Origin of the sequence: Vibrio sp. Hep-1b-8 (assembly GCF_006124995.1) — a bacterium.
Lineage (GTDB): Bacteria > Pseudomonadota > Gammaproteobacteria > Enterobacterales > Vibrionaceae > Vibrio.
The window spans coordinates 1-16,297 of sequence record NZ_QEWN01000009.1 but is presented as its reverse complement, the minus strand read 5'-3'; the positions used below and the strand labels follow the sequence as shown (position 1 = coordinate 16,297).

Here is a 16,297-nt window from a genome sequence, read left to right as displayed (position 1 = left end):
GTTTAATTTATTCTCAGGGCGGGGCGAAATTCCCCACCGGCGGTATTCCCCTAGCCAATTTTGACATTGGGGTGAGCCCGCGAGCGCTCGATACGTCGAGGTCAGCAGATCTGGTGAAAACCCAGAGCCGACGGTTATAGTCCGGATGAGAGAGAATGAAAACACACCACGCTAGCCCTTGCTGCTGTGGTGCATTTCGTTTTGGCTGTGACTTTTCATGTCGCAGTACTCATGCATGCCCTGATTCTGGTGATATTTAGGAGTTAACCATGAATCAGTCATCACTACTAGCCGAATTCGGCGACCCAATCACACGCGTTGAACAAGCACTCATTGCCCTCAAACAAGGCCGAGGTGTACTGCTGCTTGACGATGAAGACCGTGAAAATGAAGGCGATATTATCTATTCCGTCGAATCGCTTACCACTGCACAAATGGCATTGATGATTCGCGAGTGTAGCGGGATTGTCTGTCTTTGCCTGCCAGAAGAGCAAGCGGATCGTTTAGAGCTAACCCCAATGGTCAGCAATAACAACAGTGCCAACCAAACCGCCTTCACGGTTTCAATCGAAGCAAAAGTCGGTGTCACCACTGGCGTTTCTGCTCAAGATCGCGTAACGACGATTAAAACGGCTGCAAACCCTCTGGCAAAACCATCGGATTTGGCACGTCCAGGCCATGTGTTCCCTCTTCGTGCACGCAAAGGTGGCGTTTTGGTCCGTCGTGGACACACAGAAGGTACTATCAACTTGATGCAAATGGCAGGGCTCCAGCCTGCTGGTGTGCTTTGCGAAGTCACCAATCCTGATGGAACAATGGCCAAAACAGCCGAGATCGTTGCCTTTGGTAAACTGCATGATATGCCTGTTCTGACCATCGAAGATATGGTGATGTACCGCCAACAGTTCGACCTAAAGCTTGCATAAAATCTGATTGCCAAGCCCATCGTTTGGGCTTGGCTTACAAAAGTCTTATCGCCAAAACCCTCAGCCGCTATCTTTTCTAAAATCAGTCATATTTCGCATCTCTATACTTCTAGGACTAAACTTTTATCTTAGTGATATCTCAAAGGATAGAGGGTCGAATGGACGAGGAACAAAACTCAAACGATGATTTGCTGGTCATTATTGAAGATGAGCCAGATACGCTTGACACAACGTCTCCGAAACTAACTTGGCGAGTACTGATCGTTGACGATGATCCAGATCTCCATCATGCGACGACGTTATCCTTAAAAGACATCATCATCGAAAACCGCCCAATCGAGTTCCTTCATGCCTATTCCGCTGCGGAAGCAGAACAGGTACTGAGTCATGAAACGGATATCGGTGTGATACTGCTTGATGTCGTCATGGAAACCGACCGCGCAGGGCTTGAGTTGGTCGAAACAATTAGAGAAAAACTGCATTTAAGCGCGTTAAGGATCATTCTTCGTACAGGTCAACCAGGCTATGCTCCTGAAATGGAGACCATTCAGCGTTATGACATCAACGACTATCGCACCAAGCCTGAACTGACTCGAATCCGCCTCTTTACCATTCTGACCAGCGCCATCAGAGCCTATCAACAGATTTGTAATCAACATACCATGCGCCAAGGCTTAGAGAAGGTGGTCAAAGCGAGCACTGAACTCGCCCACTATCATGGCATGCGTATGTTTGCAGAGGGGGCAGTAAAACAGATCAGTGCCATCATTCAGATAGAACCCGATGGCTTAATTTGCGTTCAGGAAAGTCTATCGGATTGCGCTTCATCTTCCGCGCAGATCATCGCAGCAGCTGGCCGCTACCAACCGTATGTTCAGTCTCCAATAGAGCAACTGGACTCACACAACATCCGCGACCGAATCCTAACTTGCCTTGAAAAACGTGAAAATCAACTTGAAGATGGGCTAACTCTCTATTTTTCCACAGAACATGGCAGAAAATTGGCCGCTTATGTGGATGTGAATCGCCCTTTAGAAAGTGTGGATCAGCATCTTCTCGAAGTGTTGTGCGCGAATCTGTCGGTTGGTTTTGACAATGTCTTGCTTTATAACCGTCTTGAGCAGCAAGCATTCACCGATCCTCTGCTCAACATACCCAACCTAAACAGCCTATTGCAGTATCAACTTTCCTCCTCTCAATCGGAGCATTCACAAGTCATGGCTCTGATTGACATTGATGACTTTTCCGTTTTCAACGACAGTTTCGGTCACAAACTAGGAGATGATCTACTCATCGCAGTTTCCGAACGACTTAGCCACGCTTTTCCAAACTGTTTTCTATCAAGAGTTGGCAGTGATGTATTCGCCATCATTGGTTCGCAAAAAGAGGTCACCGACTTGACCATCAGCAACGTTTTCCAATGTAACTTCACGGTTGATGACCAACCTTTCAAGGTCATGGCAAGCATCGGGCTGGTTGAACTCTGCCAAGGCGAACAACTCTCCGAACGTTACAAAGATGCCCAAGTCGCGCTGAAACAGGCCAAAATGCATCATCGCGGTGCTGCCATGACCTTTTCACAGAACATGGGGCAAAATGCTCGCGACAGGATGCAACTTCTTATCGAACTTAAACAGGCACTGGAAGAGAATGCCCTTTTTCTGATGTATCAGCCAAAGTACAACCTCAACACACTCGAGTTAACTGGCATCGAGGCCTTGCTTCGCTGGCGCAATAAACATGGTGATCTTGTTCCACCGGATCAGTTTATTCCCCTCGCAGAACAGTCTGGGATGATGGTGAATATTGGCGCGTTTGTTATCGAACGAGCCTGCCAACAGTTTAACCAACTGCTCAATAGTGTCGGCACTCAGATAACCATGGCGATCAACATATCTCCAACCCAACTTGATGAGCCAGAGTTCGTCCATCTACTCGAATCCAGTCTCAAACAGCATGCCATTGCACCGCAGAAAATTGAGTTAGAAATCACGGAAACCATTGCTGCTAAAAACCTATCTGCATTGTGCGACGTGCTTAATCAAGTGCGTGAGTTGGGTTGTAAGATCGCAATAGACGATTTTGGCACAGGTTTCTCTTCACTCAGTATTCTGCATAAATTACCTGCAACGCGTCTGAAAATAGATCGTTCATTTGTCGATGCGATGGAAGAAGATTGCAGCATCGCGAAGATGATCGTCAACCTCGGTCAAACGTTAGGTTTGCAGATCACAGCGGAAGGGATTGAGACCTCTTTTCAACACGACAAACTGAAAGCATTTCACTGTGAAGAAGGGCAAGGATGGTTGTTTGCCAAAGCGATGGAAATGGAACAGTTGATAACCTTCGTCTCTCAACCGGACGACAAACAATAAGTGAGCCAGCGATGAATAATCCGGACATCCCACCAGCATCCAACTCTGGTCAATCAACTGACGATGCTATTGCCAGAGTTCACACTCGATCCGCAGCCTTGATTCGTCGTTATCGCGCTATGATTTACGGTGGCCTGATTCTAATTGTACTGCTCACTCTAGGCAACACGTTTTATCTTAGTAACCAGCTCAAATCACAGCTCCTCACACAACAAACGCAAAAAGGAATGGAGTCAATGTTGTCTCTCAACAAGACACTCTCTGTTTCTCTTAACCATATCGACCGCATGCGTGGAACACTGGAAACCGCCTATTTGTATCCCGAGCTTATCCCCCGAGATGGCGCTCTTGAGTACCTCAAGCAGATAACTCAAGACTCGCCTAAAAACGCGCCGTGGGAAAACTTGCCCCCAGACGTGAGACTTAAATTGGGGCAACTTTATGTTCGCTCAAATCCTAGAGATTACACCTTCGACGTCAGTGCATTGCTCACAATGACCAGCGAAGTCGTTTCAACCCATCAGCAATACAGTGATTTTCAGTGGAGTTATTATTACGATGCCAATGAAGTACTCACTTACCTCTATCCTTGGTTAAGCTACCGTGATCTTATGGCAGCGACAGAAACCAACAATATGGACGACACCCTGGATATCATCTTTCAGGCCGGAGGAACCTTTCCACTTAAACTCATTAACCCTAGATCAAACCCGACGAAGCAGAAAGTTTGGACAACGCCCTATATGGATGCGGGGGGAAAAGGCATGATGGTTTCACTGCTGGCTCCTGTTTATCACAAAGAGGACTTTATTGGTGCTGTCGGTACGGATATCACTCTTTCCGTCCTAGATAAAATTCTCACTAAACGACCACTCGACCTAGGTCGTTTAGTGATTGTCGATGACAAAGGCTTAGTAATTGGCGACAGTGATGGAGCCTTGACAGACAAAACAGAGAGTCAGTCTCAACACGGAATTCTGACGTTGATGTCCATTGGCGAAGCCCATCGAGTGATCCATGGCGAGTTGCAAAACGTCTCCGATGGTTATTGGGTCTCTTTCATACTACCCGACACTCCTTGGCGACTCGTTTTAGAACTGACCAACAGCGAAATAAACCAATATGTCTTCGATAGTCTGTTACCCAACTTAATGCTCGCCTCAACCTTTACTGCGCTCTTGTTGTTCGTCGTACTCTACCAGCATTGGAACTTTAGTCAGCCAGCACTGCGCTTAGCGCAATTCGTTGAAGATTTGCCCAGTCAAGAGACCCCTGTTATTCCAGATGTACCTTCTCGCTGGCAAAATTGGTTTAAACGCGCCGCAAACAGGGAACAGGATCGACGCCGCTACTTAGAAACCATCGAGCAACAAACACAAGATCTCGAACGTCGAGTGAATGAACGAACCATAGAACTGGAGCATACGCTGGAAACCTTGAAGGCGACTCAAGAAGAGTTAGTCCGTTCAGAAAAACTCTCAGGGCTTGGTTCTCTGGTCGCTGGTGTCGCCCATGAACTCAATACTCCTATTGGCAATGCAATGATCGTCGCCAGCAGCCTAAAAGATTTTAATCAACAATTTGTCGAATCCATTCAGCAGGGATTAAGACGTTCAGCACTCGATAGCTATATCAGCAAAAGTACCGAGTCATCCGAAAGTATTGAGCGCAACTTGCGCAGAGCTTCTGAACTGATTTCCAGTTTCAAGCAAGTGGCAGTTGACCAATCGAGTTATCAAAGACGCGTGTTTGATTTGCAAGAGATCGCTCATGAACTAAAAGTTACTATGCTGCCAAGCCTTTCACGTCAACAAATACAGCTCGAAACCGAATGTGAAGAATCAATTAAAATGTACAGCTATCCCGGTCCTCTGACACAGGTTCTGATGAACCTACTCTCAAACGCTTTGGTTCATGCATTCTCAGATCAAGAGCATAGGATGATAACCATTCGCTGCCATTCTGAAGGTCACAATGCCATTATCACAGTTACCGACAATGGCCATGGCATAGCGATTGAGCATCAAAGCAAAATCTTTGACCCTTTCTTTACTACCCGTTTGGGTCAAGGTGGGTCAGGTCTGGGGCTAAATATCGTCTACAACCTTGTGACCGGACTACTTAACGGCAATATTCAAGTGAGCAGTGAACCGGGAAAAGGCAGTTGTTTTACACTGACGCTACCGCTCAATGCACCAAAAAGTGATACTCTCGAGTCCTAAGTTCAATCACCCATTGTGCCTTACACTTATGAAGAGAATTGTTGAGTTAATTACACAAGATCCTATCAGGGTTGAAGCGTTACGGTGTGCGCGGCATTTGGTTATCAGTCGCTGTTTGAGCTCAAACTCACTCACAATCCCAAGCGATGTAAAACCGTATTTGACCAGCGAGTATCAAGAAAAGGTTGGTTGAATCGCTGGCCAAAACTGACCGTGGTTAGTGACTAGAAATCGATGGAACCGTTGTTGGTAAGACGGTTTGTTGCTGACGGACTTTGTAGGTAAACAACCACAACAGAATCACAGCGACAATCACACCTGCAAATGAGACATATAAGGTCGAATAGTAGTTATACAACTCTCCCACAACGCCGACAGAGAGACTGGCCAGCAGCATACTGATACTCAACATGCTTGAAAACAAGGTCGAAGCAGTTCCCAAACGATCACGCATCATATCCTGCAATACAACCATTCCGAGCGTCGCACATACGCCGATAAAGAAGCCATTTAAAATTTGCGCCGCCAGCATAGTGACAAAGGTTTGACTTGTTAACATCACCATATAGAACACAATTCCCGTCGCCACACCCAGCATCATCAACTTAATCGCACCGACCTTTTGCGCCAAACGTCCCGCCCATAGCATCACTGGGATCTCACACAATGCCGCCGCACCAAATAGAAAACCAAGCCAGTTTCCATCTACTTTCAGCTCCTGAGAAAGATATAGCGGCATACTCGTGATATAGAGGTTGTTCGCCGCAAAGGCGAATACCATCGCAACACAATAGAGCGCAACCAGTTGGTTAACACCTCGGCTGGATGGTTTATCTTGCGATGATTCGCCAGAAGGCGCAGTAACTTCACAAGATGGCAATGAGGTTGTGATCACCAGAATGGCAATGGAAACGATCGATGCTGAGACCATAAACGCCGCGCTGAAACCGAAGCTCGCTTTGAGCATAAAGGCAGCAGGAGGGCCAAATACCCAAGCGATGGCGATACCAGCACGCATCGTTGACAGAAACGTCGTACTATCTTCGACATTCTTGTCCGCATACTCTCTTCCCATCGCAAACAGCTGACCAAATGAGGCACCGCTAACACTACCAAACACCGTTGCTATAGTGACTGCCAGCCAATAATCACGAACAAAAACAAAGCTCAGCACAGTGATCAGATAGCAAGATAACGCGACGATAAGAATCGTTTTACGCTGCCAGTTTTTATCCGACTGAGTCGCAATCAACTGTGAGACAATCACAGAGCTTACTACCGCAAGCACCATGTACATGCTCAGCATCATTGGGGATGCGCCTAACTGCTCAACGATAAACAAGCTTGATAGCGGATAAAAGAACGCACCGCACAAGCCTGAAACGAACGCTGTAAAAATAAACAATATTGCCGTTTTGTCTCGATACATACCCAAACGCTCCTATAGCCAACCACTCATATTGAATGGCGTTAGTCTATACAAAGTTATCGAGATTCAATGATGGTATTCGAGCCACATCTAATACAAATCCTTCAACAACGGTTATATCTTTGACAGAAAAACAACACATCGATTACTCTAACTGCCGTTATTGGAGGATGTCAGATGAAGCCTTTTATAGAAAATGTCCTTAACTCGCCCAGTTATGACTGGCTGGTAAGAGAGTATCACTGTCGTGTTAAAAATGAGCAATTCGCCTGCTCATGGCATTACCACGCCGAATATGAACTGGTTCTTTATCTCGACCCTCAGCATGTGTTTAACGGTAACTACTTTGCTGGCGATGCCATCGGGCAAGTGAATCACAACACTCTCCTACTCTATGGGCCTGGGCTACCCCATATGATTACCGGACAGCTGGCAGGCAGTGACGAGAAGCCACACAGCTCGATTATCGTCTGGCTTAAACATCATTGGATAGAGAAACTTCAAGCGGCGATCCCTGAGGCTCGCAATATCAAACGCTTGCTGGAAAATGCCGCCTTTGGTCTAAAATTCAGTGCGCAAACTGCCGAAAAAGTGTCTGCACTATTAAGTGGAATTGAAAGCAGTGAAAGGCACCTACAAGCGCTTAAAGTGATGGAGGTATTGATCCATCTCGCTGATGACAAACAGTCCGAAAAACTGTCTGTAACCCCTTATCGACTCAAAGAGTTATCTGGCGATAACGACGCACACAAACGAGTCGCTATGGCGACACAGTTTATTGAACGCAACTATCAACACGCAGTACGTATTTCCGACCTCTGTAAGGAACTGCATATTAGTGAAAGTTCAGCCTATCGTTTGTTTGAGAAGCACTATGGAGTGAGTTTTTCTGACCACCTAAAACAGTATCGCGTTGGTAAAGCGTGTGAACTCCTCGCCAGCTCTTCCACCCCAATTGCTTTAGTCGCAGAGAAGACAGGATTTCAAAACCTATCGAACTTCAATCGCCAATTTCGCATGGTAAAACAGATGACTCCATCGCAGTTCAGAGCGCGTTTTAACTAATTCTATCCCCTCTCTTCTCGCCACAAATAAAAGATGAATTGCATGCACAACGAATAATTCGTCAAGGCGACTCCATTGAAACATAACAGAATTCAATAACCACAAAGGCCCGATAAGAGCCTTTGTTATAAGCATTCATTATGTCACTGATTTATTAGGTATTGATGAAGGCGATCTTTCATCTCAGCTCGGTTGTGCTTCATGAGATGCATCTCTTCATCACTAATGGGCGAGTCACGCATCTCCAGCTTTCGAATATCTTTGTCGAGAGCATTGTATTCTCTCATCAATTCTGCGAACTCCAGACTCTCTTTTGCTAATGCTTGTATTGTTTGCTTATGTTGTGGAAATTCCTTAAGTAGTGAGTGATCTTCACCGAGCATAGATAACACCTCCTTTTTCGAGAATAAAACAACTGGTCATTTTTTAACCATAGCAGTTAATGGAATTGATTTATGCGATCTCCCGCACTGAGTAGCAGGAAAAATGGTCTGGCTCAATGCCGCCCCCTACTAACCTCATTGCTTTTGATAAAAGTGAGCAAAGTTAGGAATATACTGCTCCCATATTGGCGGTTTTCCTATATGGGCTTCAACTGCCGAGATAAATGCTTTGACCAATGCCGTTTGTTTACGGTGAGGATAGAGGGCATACAAAGCGAGATCTCCATTGCACAGCGTATACTGTGTGAGGAGAGGGCGTAGATTCATCTCGACAATCGACCGATTGAGGTTGGAAGACGATATGGTCGCATACCCTAATCCATCCTGTACCGCCGCTATGAGAGTTGCCACGTCATTTACCTTACAGTTTCCCTTCATCTTGTAGTTGAGAAATGTTTCCCCACCCGGCTGTTCACTGAGTCTCATCGTATCAACGATCAATGAACGATTACTGTAAACAACAGAGGGTAGCTTAACCAATTCATCCGGAGTTTTCGGCTCCCCATAACGTTCAATAAACGTATCTGATGCTAAGATAACCGCTCTGATATCAGCAATTTTCCTCGCAATCAGGCTCGAGTCATCCAATCTTCCTAAACGAAATGCGACATCAAAGTGGTCAGAAATAATGTCGGAACGCTTATCATCAAGCAGCAGCTCAATCTCAACATCAGGATAATTTTTAAGAAACTGGGTAATCACAGGTTGAAGATGGTTCTGTCCAATATGGAGAGGAGCCGTTACGCGAATGCGTCCCTTTGGTTGTGCATGGTAAGAATCCGCTATCGACTGTACGTGATGCAACGTGCCAACCAAATTCCGTGCTTGCTCTAAGATCTCTTCACCCGCAGGAGTCAGTGAGAAAGAGCGTGTCGAACGATTGAGCAACTGCACACCCAGTTCTGTCTCTAGTTTCTTGATTTGTTTGGATAGTGATGAGTTATCCATATCATTCAACGCCGCAGCCTTAGCAAACGAGCCCTGCTGCACGACATCAATAAACAGAGAGAGTTGATTAACCAGTGCCATCTCAGCGCCTTACTTTTGCGAACGTTGCCATTGCACTAACCACTTGTCCAAATGGTTAGCGAACTGCTGGCGATCAGCCTGACTAAGCGGCGCAGGACCTCCCGTCTGAATACCACTGCTGCGCATGGTTTCCATAAAGTCGCGAATATTAAGGCGTGACTTTATGTTCTCTTTGGTAAACATTTCACCGCGAGAACTCAATGCATGACCACCTTTGGTAATAATCTCATCTGCGAGAGGAATATCGCTGGTGATCACTAAGTCACCGATTTGGCAGCGCTTAACAATTTCGTTGTCTGCGACATCAAAACCAGGTTGTACTTGCAACATAGTCACTTTCGGCGACGCTGGGGTGCGGATAAATTGGTTAGCAACTAAAGTCACCTCGACACCAGTCCTCTGAGAGGCTCGAAATAAAACATCACGAACCACGACCGGACACGCATCTGCATCTACCCAAATCTTCATCAAACTCGATTCCTTAATCTTCTCTAAATTAACGCAATCATTAGACCGCAATTTGTTGAAGCATAATAGCGTTATTTAAAGCGTACAGCAGTTCCAGTATCGAAACTAACCTTACTCCCTGCAAATCTTTTTGACTAGAAAGCCCGACAGGCAAACAACCCCATTGCGTTTCGCGCGAGTTGACCCACAAACACGCCAATACGCTCAATGTAAAAAGCCCCTGAGAGAGGGAGCTACTCAGGGGCTGGTAATAGGTTCACTCGTATTCACCTAAGTGGTAAAAGACGCATCGTTAACTGACAAACAACCACACGCCAACTCCCATCATCAATGTTCCGGCAATTCTGTTCATTAAACGGACATTTTGAGAGTGACCCAGTAAGCGTTTCAATCCTTTTCCACCCGTGGCATATAGCGTCATGCAGATAAATTCAAACACTAAGATAATCGAGACGAGTACCACAAGTTGTGGCATGAGATCGGCTTTTTGATCGATAAATGGTGGTAGAAGAGAGATCATAAAAGCCCAACCTTTGGGATTCGCAATAGCAGTGACAAATCCTTGAATCACCAAGTCCCAATCACTTTGTGGTACCGCAGCCTGCTGTTCCAGATTGATCGCGAGTTTGCCTCTTGAACGCCACATCTGGATGCCAAGATAAAGTAGATACCCACCACCAATAAATTTCAGTGCAACGAACAACCAAGGATAGTTGAGCATAACCGCAGCAATACCGACCACCGCCGCTATCGCCACTAATCCAACGCCCACCAGTTCACCCGCCATCATCCACAAGGCTCGTCGGTAACCGATACTCATACCTAATGTTAGAGCAAGCGTCATGCACATCCCCGGAGTAATGGAGACAAAGAAAAAAGTCGGAATAAACATTCCCAGCAAAGCAGTATTCATAGACCTAGATCGTGAGGAGTAGTAATGCGATCTAACATAATGCAATGTACAGCCAAACACCATACACCGACATAAGCAATAGAGGCACAGAATGTCCCTATCAGTACGAGAAGCGACGTATCGAAAATTACGACTCTAACTGAATAACTCCTGACTATATATGCACTTTTCGACCAACCCTATGACTATATGCATTTGGATTCTCACGTAATGAGAAAGGCTTCTATTTTAACAGCTAGGATTTTCAGTGTTAATTTTGCGATTTTATAGATAATAACTTTGCATAATTTAGTTAGCACGCCGTTAAATACCACAAAAAAGCAGTGACAGCGGTCACATCTACACATCCCCTCCACTATTTTGCTTTCTTATTTTTTTATTCGCCTGCTAACCTCCTGCTCGCCTTGAAATGAACTCAGGGTGCATAACTATAAGGAGTGTTCTCTATGAATACCAAGAAGCCAATGTCGTTAACCAGCCGTGTTCTTCTTGATGGCGAAACTGTTCACAGGTCTTGGTCTGAGTGCAATTGTTAACTTGGCAGAGTACTTCCTCGTACTGGCTGGCACGCTACTTTTGCATGGTTTGGTCACCTACAGCTTGATGCTAAAAGGCTTTACTGGTCTAAGCCCAATCACCTTCCTTAAGAAGATGGAAGACGCAATTATGTTCGCTTTCTCGACGGCGTCTTCAAATGCAACGATTCCAGTGACAATGGAAACGGCTAAGAACCGCATGGGTGTAGAGAACCGTGTGTCATCGTTTACCGTACCATTAGGTGCAACGGTGAACATGGACGGTACTGCGATCATGCAAGGTGTTGCGACTGCATTTATCGCACAGGCGTTCAACATTGACCTGACGATGGGTGATTACCTGATGGTTATCCTCACAGCAACCCTAGCCTCTATCGGCACGGCAGGTGTTCCAGGCGTTGGTCTAGTTATGCTAGCAATGGTACTAAACCAAGTAGGTCTACCGCTGGAAGGTATCGCACTGATCATGGGTGTTGACCGTCTACTCGATATGATTCGTACTGCTGTTAACATCACTGGTGACAGTGCCGTGACTATTATTGTTGCTAAGTCTGAAGGTGCACTGGACGAATCTCGCTTCAACGACCCAATGGCTGGAGCCGAAGAAGAAGAAGTTCATCTCAAACGTTCAGAAGCTTAATTTGATCATAGCAGTTGGCTTAGAAGCCAATTTCAGCAAGGTCGGCAAATAGCTCTAACGATAAAAAACGCCTCGATAGCCATATCGAGGCGTTTTTTGATTTATACATCCTGATTATTTGGTTGGCATCGGAAGGATTTCAAACATGCCATCAAAATCATCTAACGAATCCGTTAAGTGCTTAACCAGTTCCGCATTACCATTGATTTTCACTTTGCCAGACTTCAACAATTGATCGAGAGATGCTTTCCCCAACACCATTTCTGTCATGTCAGTCTTATTGATCACTAACTCTACATCCGTGTTTGGCATCGTCTCAACGGCGATGTTCGCCATATTTGAGTTCGATACTTCGCCAAAATAACGCTCGTTGATGTCTGGATGGTGGATACCAAAGCTAAAGTTCAACCCTGCCTGCTCTGCTTTTTCTGCATTCAGTCGCACCGCTAAAAAGTCGAGGAACATACCGGTTGGTGTATTGGCAATCACATCTGCTCGGTGCTGAGGCCAGTTTAATCGAAGGTTGTACTTTACCGGTTCTTAACTCTACAGCACCTTGCAGATACGAGTTGCGCCATGCCATTGTCTCTGATTGATAGCCTTGTTGTTCAAAGCTATCTGCAAGCGAAAAACGGTAATTAATGTTATCCGGCTGACACTGCACCAAGTCATTAAACAATTGTGACGCTTGCTGGTATTCACCTTTGCTGTAGTGTGCCTGACCTGCTTTGTACAACGTGTCAGCGCCTGCGGCGGCTACATAAACACAAGACTTGTCCTTAGTTTGCAACGGATTGGTGTTCACTGGGTTCATGTCGTGATAGCCAAGATACAAATTCACCACAGCACGAGCGTTGTGACTGTATGAACCGTGGTAACCATTGGTGTGCCAAACGCATCGCCTGATTATGGATAAAGCCATAATTGTCACGCTGAAGCGTCATGTAGTCCGAGATCTCATTGTTCTCCGTATTCGCTTCATTCCACACTGGCGCTGAGTGTGCCGCATGAATATTATCGACCAATCCGCTATCAACATAACGCAGTTTTAGCTCAGTAAGATATTTAGTCCATACTAAGGCATCACGAACTTTAGCCCCTCGGAATGTGTAGATATTGTGCATACCGTCATAAGTGAGTTCTGCTGTGTTTAGGGAACGATATTTGGGAACGTAAAGCACAATTTCAGCAGGTGCTTCCGCACCGGGCATATTGATCGCGTGAAGTTCAAGGCCATCAATAGTAATGACTTTCTCACGTTCTGAGATTTCTTGGGTTGGTGCAACCAAAGTCACTTCTCCGCGCGAAGTGCCCAAGCCAAGAGCATTATCAACAATACCCTGAGGGTTGTTATCTAAAGTGGTACCGTATTGGTAGTTAGCACGGCGACTCATCGCGGTACCAGCGATAACATTCTCATCAGCCAGCTCCTTAATAAAGTCATTTGGTGCATAGATCGGCGCACCTTCAATGAAATCACCAGACTCAATGATGCCTCGAGAGCCGCCAAAATGGTCAGCGTGCATATGCGAATAGATCATACCGGTAATCTTGTGTTCACCATTGACCTTTGGCAGATGCATTTTGGCAAATTCCCATGAGGCAGCGGCGGCTTGCTTGGATAACAAAGGATCATGAATAACATAGCCATTATCAGTGCGCTTTTTTAACTCGCCAGCCTGATGACTACCAAATTCCGCAATAAGACCTTTCTTGGTGCGCTCAAATGCTGATACATCTTGCCAAGGCAGTTGTTTAGCAAGTTCTTGGTTTGCACTCTTAGTATGCTCAGTCGCAGGGTTGCCTTGGTACGTTTCTAAACTGGCATAGTCAGCCAGAGCAGAGTGTGAAATGATAAGTGCCAATGAAATCGCTGAGGGTAAAAAACGTCGAGTCATAGGGAGCCTCATAGTGTCTCGTTATTGGGTACAAAATGTACTTTATTCAATTGACACATCTAAATACATGCATGTAACTTCATTTGAAACATCGCAATTTGTTATGTATTGAAGGAACCAGAATGAGCAATGACAACATTGACCTCAATTTGCTGAAAATATTCATTACCGTTTATCAACAGCGTTCGATTACTCTTGCCGCTGAGGTATTGGGATTAACCCAGCCAGGTGTTAGTGGTGTCTTGAAACGTTTGCAGAAACAACTCGGCGTTCAACTGTTTGTTCGAGCTGGTCGCGGAATTGCGCCTACCCATCAGGCACAAGAGTTAGTGCGCCAAATTGAACCTGCGCTGAGTCAGATTCATAACGCGATACAAGGTATTGAAGCATTTTCTACCGAGCATTCACGTCGTTTTGTGGTCTACACAACAGAGCCCATCATGCTTACCTTACTGCCGAAAATCGATGCGGATAAGGAACTGGGGAACGTTGAAATCGAACTACATCCAACCTTGTCGAGTGAAGAGAAACTGATCAACAACCTCAATCGACAACAAGCCGATCTCGCGATTGATTTTGCCAACTACTCTGCCCCTTCATTCTTTTCTGAGTTCTTGTTTGACGATCAAATCTGCATCATTGCCCGCCGGGGACATCCAAGGATTAATAAGTCAGTCGATCTCCGACAATTTTACGAAGAGAAGCACGTTACACTAAAGATGAGAAGGGAACAGGCTTACCTCGCCGACTATTTCACCGAAGAGTCAATTGGTGAGAGACGAGTTGCTGCGGAGTGCGACTCGCTAGTGTCGCAGATGACCATGATTTCCAACAGTGACTGCCTCGCCGCTGTGGTTAAAAGCCTTGCCAACCAGTTTGCAGATAGACTCGATTTACAAGTTATGGATGCACCTTTCACCAGTATCCCTGTCAAATATCGCTTAATGGCCCACAATCGAATGAAATTCAATCCAGCCAACCAATGGCTACGTAATAAACTCAAATCCTACTTCATTAGCGGGTAAATATTTCTTACACAAGGAATATCCTGACAATAATAATGGAACCGACCCATAAAAATAGAGGTTTAACTAATTTATACTTCACTAACTTAGTAATTGTCTTTATTTAAATTAAATGAAGGTTTTTTTACAACACTCGTTCAAATATCACCACATTTAACTGTATACATTCATCATCCCAAGAAGGGATAAGCAATGAAACGACTGAAATTTAACAAATATTTAACTTAGATACTGAGCCAACATAATTAACAATTAGGTTATCAATATTAGCTAGCCATGTATCAATACTGCCTACGTGGTTATCTAATAACGACTTAATAGCCTTCTGCTTATTTTCCTTATCACTGGGCACTATCATTTATTTTATTAATTGAGATAGAAAACACTATTGTAGGAAAAAACAGAATTAATTAGCACAATGATTACATAGAGGTGTTTTTGTGATGCCGAGAAATAAAACACTCAATGCTATAGCTATCCTTGCAAGCTTAGCTTTTATTAACACTGCGCAAGCGAACATTAACGAACCGCAAGGCAGAGCTGTCCAGATACTTAGTAGCCTTCAAGATAGCAGCCAAGTGAGATATTTTAATGCGGATTATTGGCTCACCAATGAGAGTAATATCCCATCCATGAAGACAGCTAATGATGACATTTTAAATCAAAATCGTCGCTATCTTGTCGATTTCAGCATGATTGAAGACGAGGAGCAAAAACAACAAGCGAAATCAATGTTGAGGCAACAAATTGGCTTAACTTTTGACAGTGACTTTCTCATAGTCAGTAGATACAAAGGGAAGTTAATGTTCTCTCCTGTCGATAATGAAGATGATCCTAACGTGAGTAATTTAGAACTGAGTACTGAGACCGATACGTCTTCATTCGCTCGGTCGGAAAACACTGCGGCTCTTCCACACGTAGCATTTTATTTAAACGTCAATCGACGGATAACATTCGATGAATGTCGATTTCAAAAATCCCGACTTTTTGGTTCACCCAACACTAAAAAGTACCTTTGTAGTTATCCTATACCCAATCAACTTGAAAATGCAGGCTTGAGTACCTGAAAATTATCATTGATTCGAGACGTCAGTGAACCTGCGATCTCTGGAAGAGTCACAGTAAAAAATTGATCGATGGCTTCCTTGAAGTCTCGTTTATTTTTGAAGTAAACGTTATTCCTCGACTGCTCGTTCATTACCTTCCAAAGCCGCTCAATTGGGTTGAGGTTTGGACTGTAAGGTGGAAGATAATGTAGTTCGATATTTAGGACAAACGCTGCATCTTTGACTAAGTCACTGCGGTGATAGACCGCACCATCTAAGATG

Annotated in this window: 12 protein-coding genes, 3 pseudogenes and 1 riboswitch; of the genes and pseudogenes, 8 read left to right on the top strand and 7 right to left on the bottom strand. The window is 44.9% G+C overall.

The annotated features are described in order from the left end of the window. Window positions 1-5 precede the first annotated feature (5 nt). Window positions 6-161: riboswitch (FMN riboswitch) on the top strand. A 108-nt stretch (window positions 162-269) separates the two neighbouring features. The 4 genes and pseudogenes from ribB to DA100_RS03210 all read left to right on the top strand — a co-directional run. Continuing rightward, complete coding sequence (gene ribB / locus DA100_RS03225; RefSeq protein ID WP_138970849.1) at window positions 270-926, top strand: 3,4-dihydroxy-2-butanone-4-phosphate synthase; 657 nt, start codon at window positions 270-272, stop codon at window positions 924-926. A 158-nt stretch (window positions 927-1,084) separates the two neighbouring features. Continuing rightward, window positions 1,085-3,301: an EAL domain-containing protein gene (locus DA100_RS03220; protein WP_138970848.1), complete on the top strand. Its 2,217-nt coding sequence runs from the start codon at window positions 1,085-1,087 to the stop codon at window positions 3,299-3,301. A gap of 11 nt (window positions 3,302-3,312) precedes the next feature. Continuing rightward, entirely contained in the window at window positions 3,313-5,523 is a 2,211-nt protein-coding gene (locus DA100_RS03215; protein WP_240800872.1) for an ATP-binding protein, read from the top strand. A 90-nt stretch (window positions 5,524-5,613) separates the two neighbouring features. Continuing rightward, a pseudogene (locus tag DA100_RS03210) lies at window positions 5,614-5,751 on the top strand (nucleotidyltransferase family protein); the annotation flags it as partial. Here the strand turns inward: DA100_RS03210 and DA100_RS03205 are convergent. Then, the gene (locus DA100_RS03205; RefSeq protein ID WP_138970847.1) at window positions 5,741-6,952 is read right to left on the bottom strand and encodes a sugar efflux transporter; all 1,212 of its coding nucleotides are present in this window, start codon (window positions 6,950-6,952) and stop codon (window positions 5,741-5,743) included. The pseudogene DA100_RS03210 and the gene DA100_RS03205 overlap by 11 nt on opposite strands. Window positions 6,953-7,129: 177 nt before the next feature. Between DA100_RS03205 and DA100_RS03200 the strand changes: the two genes are divergently transcribed. Next, a complete protein-coding gene (locus DA100_RS03200) occupies window positions 7,130-8,017 on the top strand; it encodes an AraC family transcriptional regulator (RefSeq protein ID WP_138970846.1) in 888 nt (295 codons plus the stop codon). 143 nt (window positions 8,018-8,160) lie between these two features. Here DA100_RS03200 and DA100_RS03195 read toward each other — a convergent pair whose 3' ends face one another. The 4 genes from DA100_RS03195 to DA100_RS03180 all read right to left on the bottom strand — a co-directional run bounded on the left by DA100_RS03195 (window position 8,161) and on the right by DA100_RS03180 (window position 10,870). Continuing rightward, window positions 8,161-8,400 carry a YdcH family protein gene (locus tag DA100_RS03195; protein WP_138970845.1) on the bottom strand — a complete coding sequence of 80 codons (240 nt, stop codon included), beginning with the start codon at window positions 8,398-8,400 and terminating at the stop codon, window positions 8,161-8,163. Between the two features lie 135 nt (window positions 8,401-8,535). Then, window positions 8,536-9,489 carry a LysR family transcriptional regulator gene (locus DA100_RS03190; protein ID WP_138970844.1) on the bottom strand — a complete coding sequence of 318 codons (954 nt, stop codon included), beginning with the start codon at window positions 9,487-9,489 and terminating at the stop codon, window positions 8,536-8,538. Window positions 9,490-9,498: 9 nt separating this feature from the next. Then, window positions 9,499-9,957, bottom strand: a complete 459-nt coding sequence (locus DA100_RS03185; RefSeq protein ID WP_138970843.1) for a YaiI/YqxD family protein — start codon at window positions 9,955-9,957, stop codon at window positions 9,499-9,501. A 292-nt stretch (window positions 9,958-10,249) separates the two neighbouring features. Beyond that, on the bottom strand, window positions 10,250-10,870 hold the full coding sequence (locus tag DA100_RS03180; RefSeq protein WP_138970842.1) for a LysE family translocator: 621 nt from the start codon (window positions 10,868-10,870) through the stop codon (window positions 10,250-10,252). A gap of 480 nt (window positions 10,871-11,350) precedes the next feature. Here DA100_RS03180 and DA100_RS03175 point away from each other — a divergent pair. Continuing rightward, window positions 11,351-12,046, top strand: a pseudogene (locus tag DA100_RS03175) (dicarboxylate/amino acid:cation symporter); the annotation flags it as partial. 114 nt (window positions 12,047-12,160) lie between these two features. Here DA100_RS03175 and DA100_RS03170 read toward each other — a convergent pair. Continuing rightward, window positions 12,161-13,944 (bottom strand): annotated as a pseudogene (locus tag DA100_RS03170) (alkyl sulfatase dimerization domain-containing protein). A gap of 122 nt (window positions 13,945-14,066) precedes the next feature. Here DA100_RS03170 and DA100_RS03165 point away from each other — a divergent pair. Both DA100_RS03165 and DA100_RS03160 read left to right on the top strand, forming a co-directional pair. After that, window positions 14,067-14,969, top strand: coding sequence for a LysR family transcriptional regulator (locus tag DA100_RS03165; protein WP_138970841.1), 903 nt, complete (start codon window positions 14,067-14,069; stop codon window positions 14,967-14,969). A 443-nt stretch (window positions 14,970-15,412) separates the two neighbouring features. Beyond that, window positions 15,413-16,036, top strand: a complete 624-nt coding sequence (locus DA100_RS03160; protein WP_240800871.1) for a hemolysin N-terminal domain-containing protein — start codon at window positions 15,413-15,415, stop codon at window positions 16,034-16,036. Here the strand turns inward: DA100_RS03160 and DA100_RS03155 are convergent. After that, window positions 16,006-16,297: transposase (locus DA100_RS03155; protein WP_171052127.1), on the bottom strand; the 292-nt coding region annotated here is incomplete at its 5' end. The genes DA100_RS03160 and DA100_RS03155 overlap by 31 nt on opposite strands.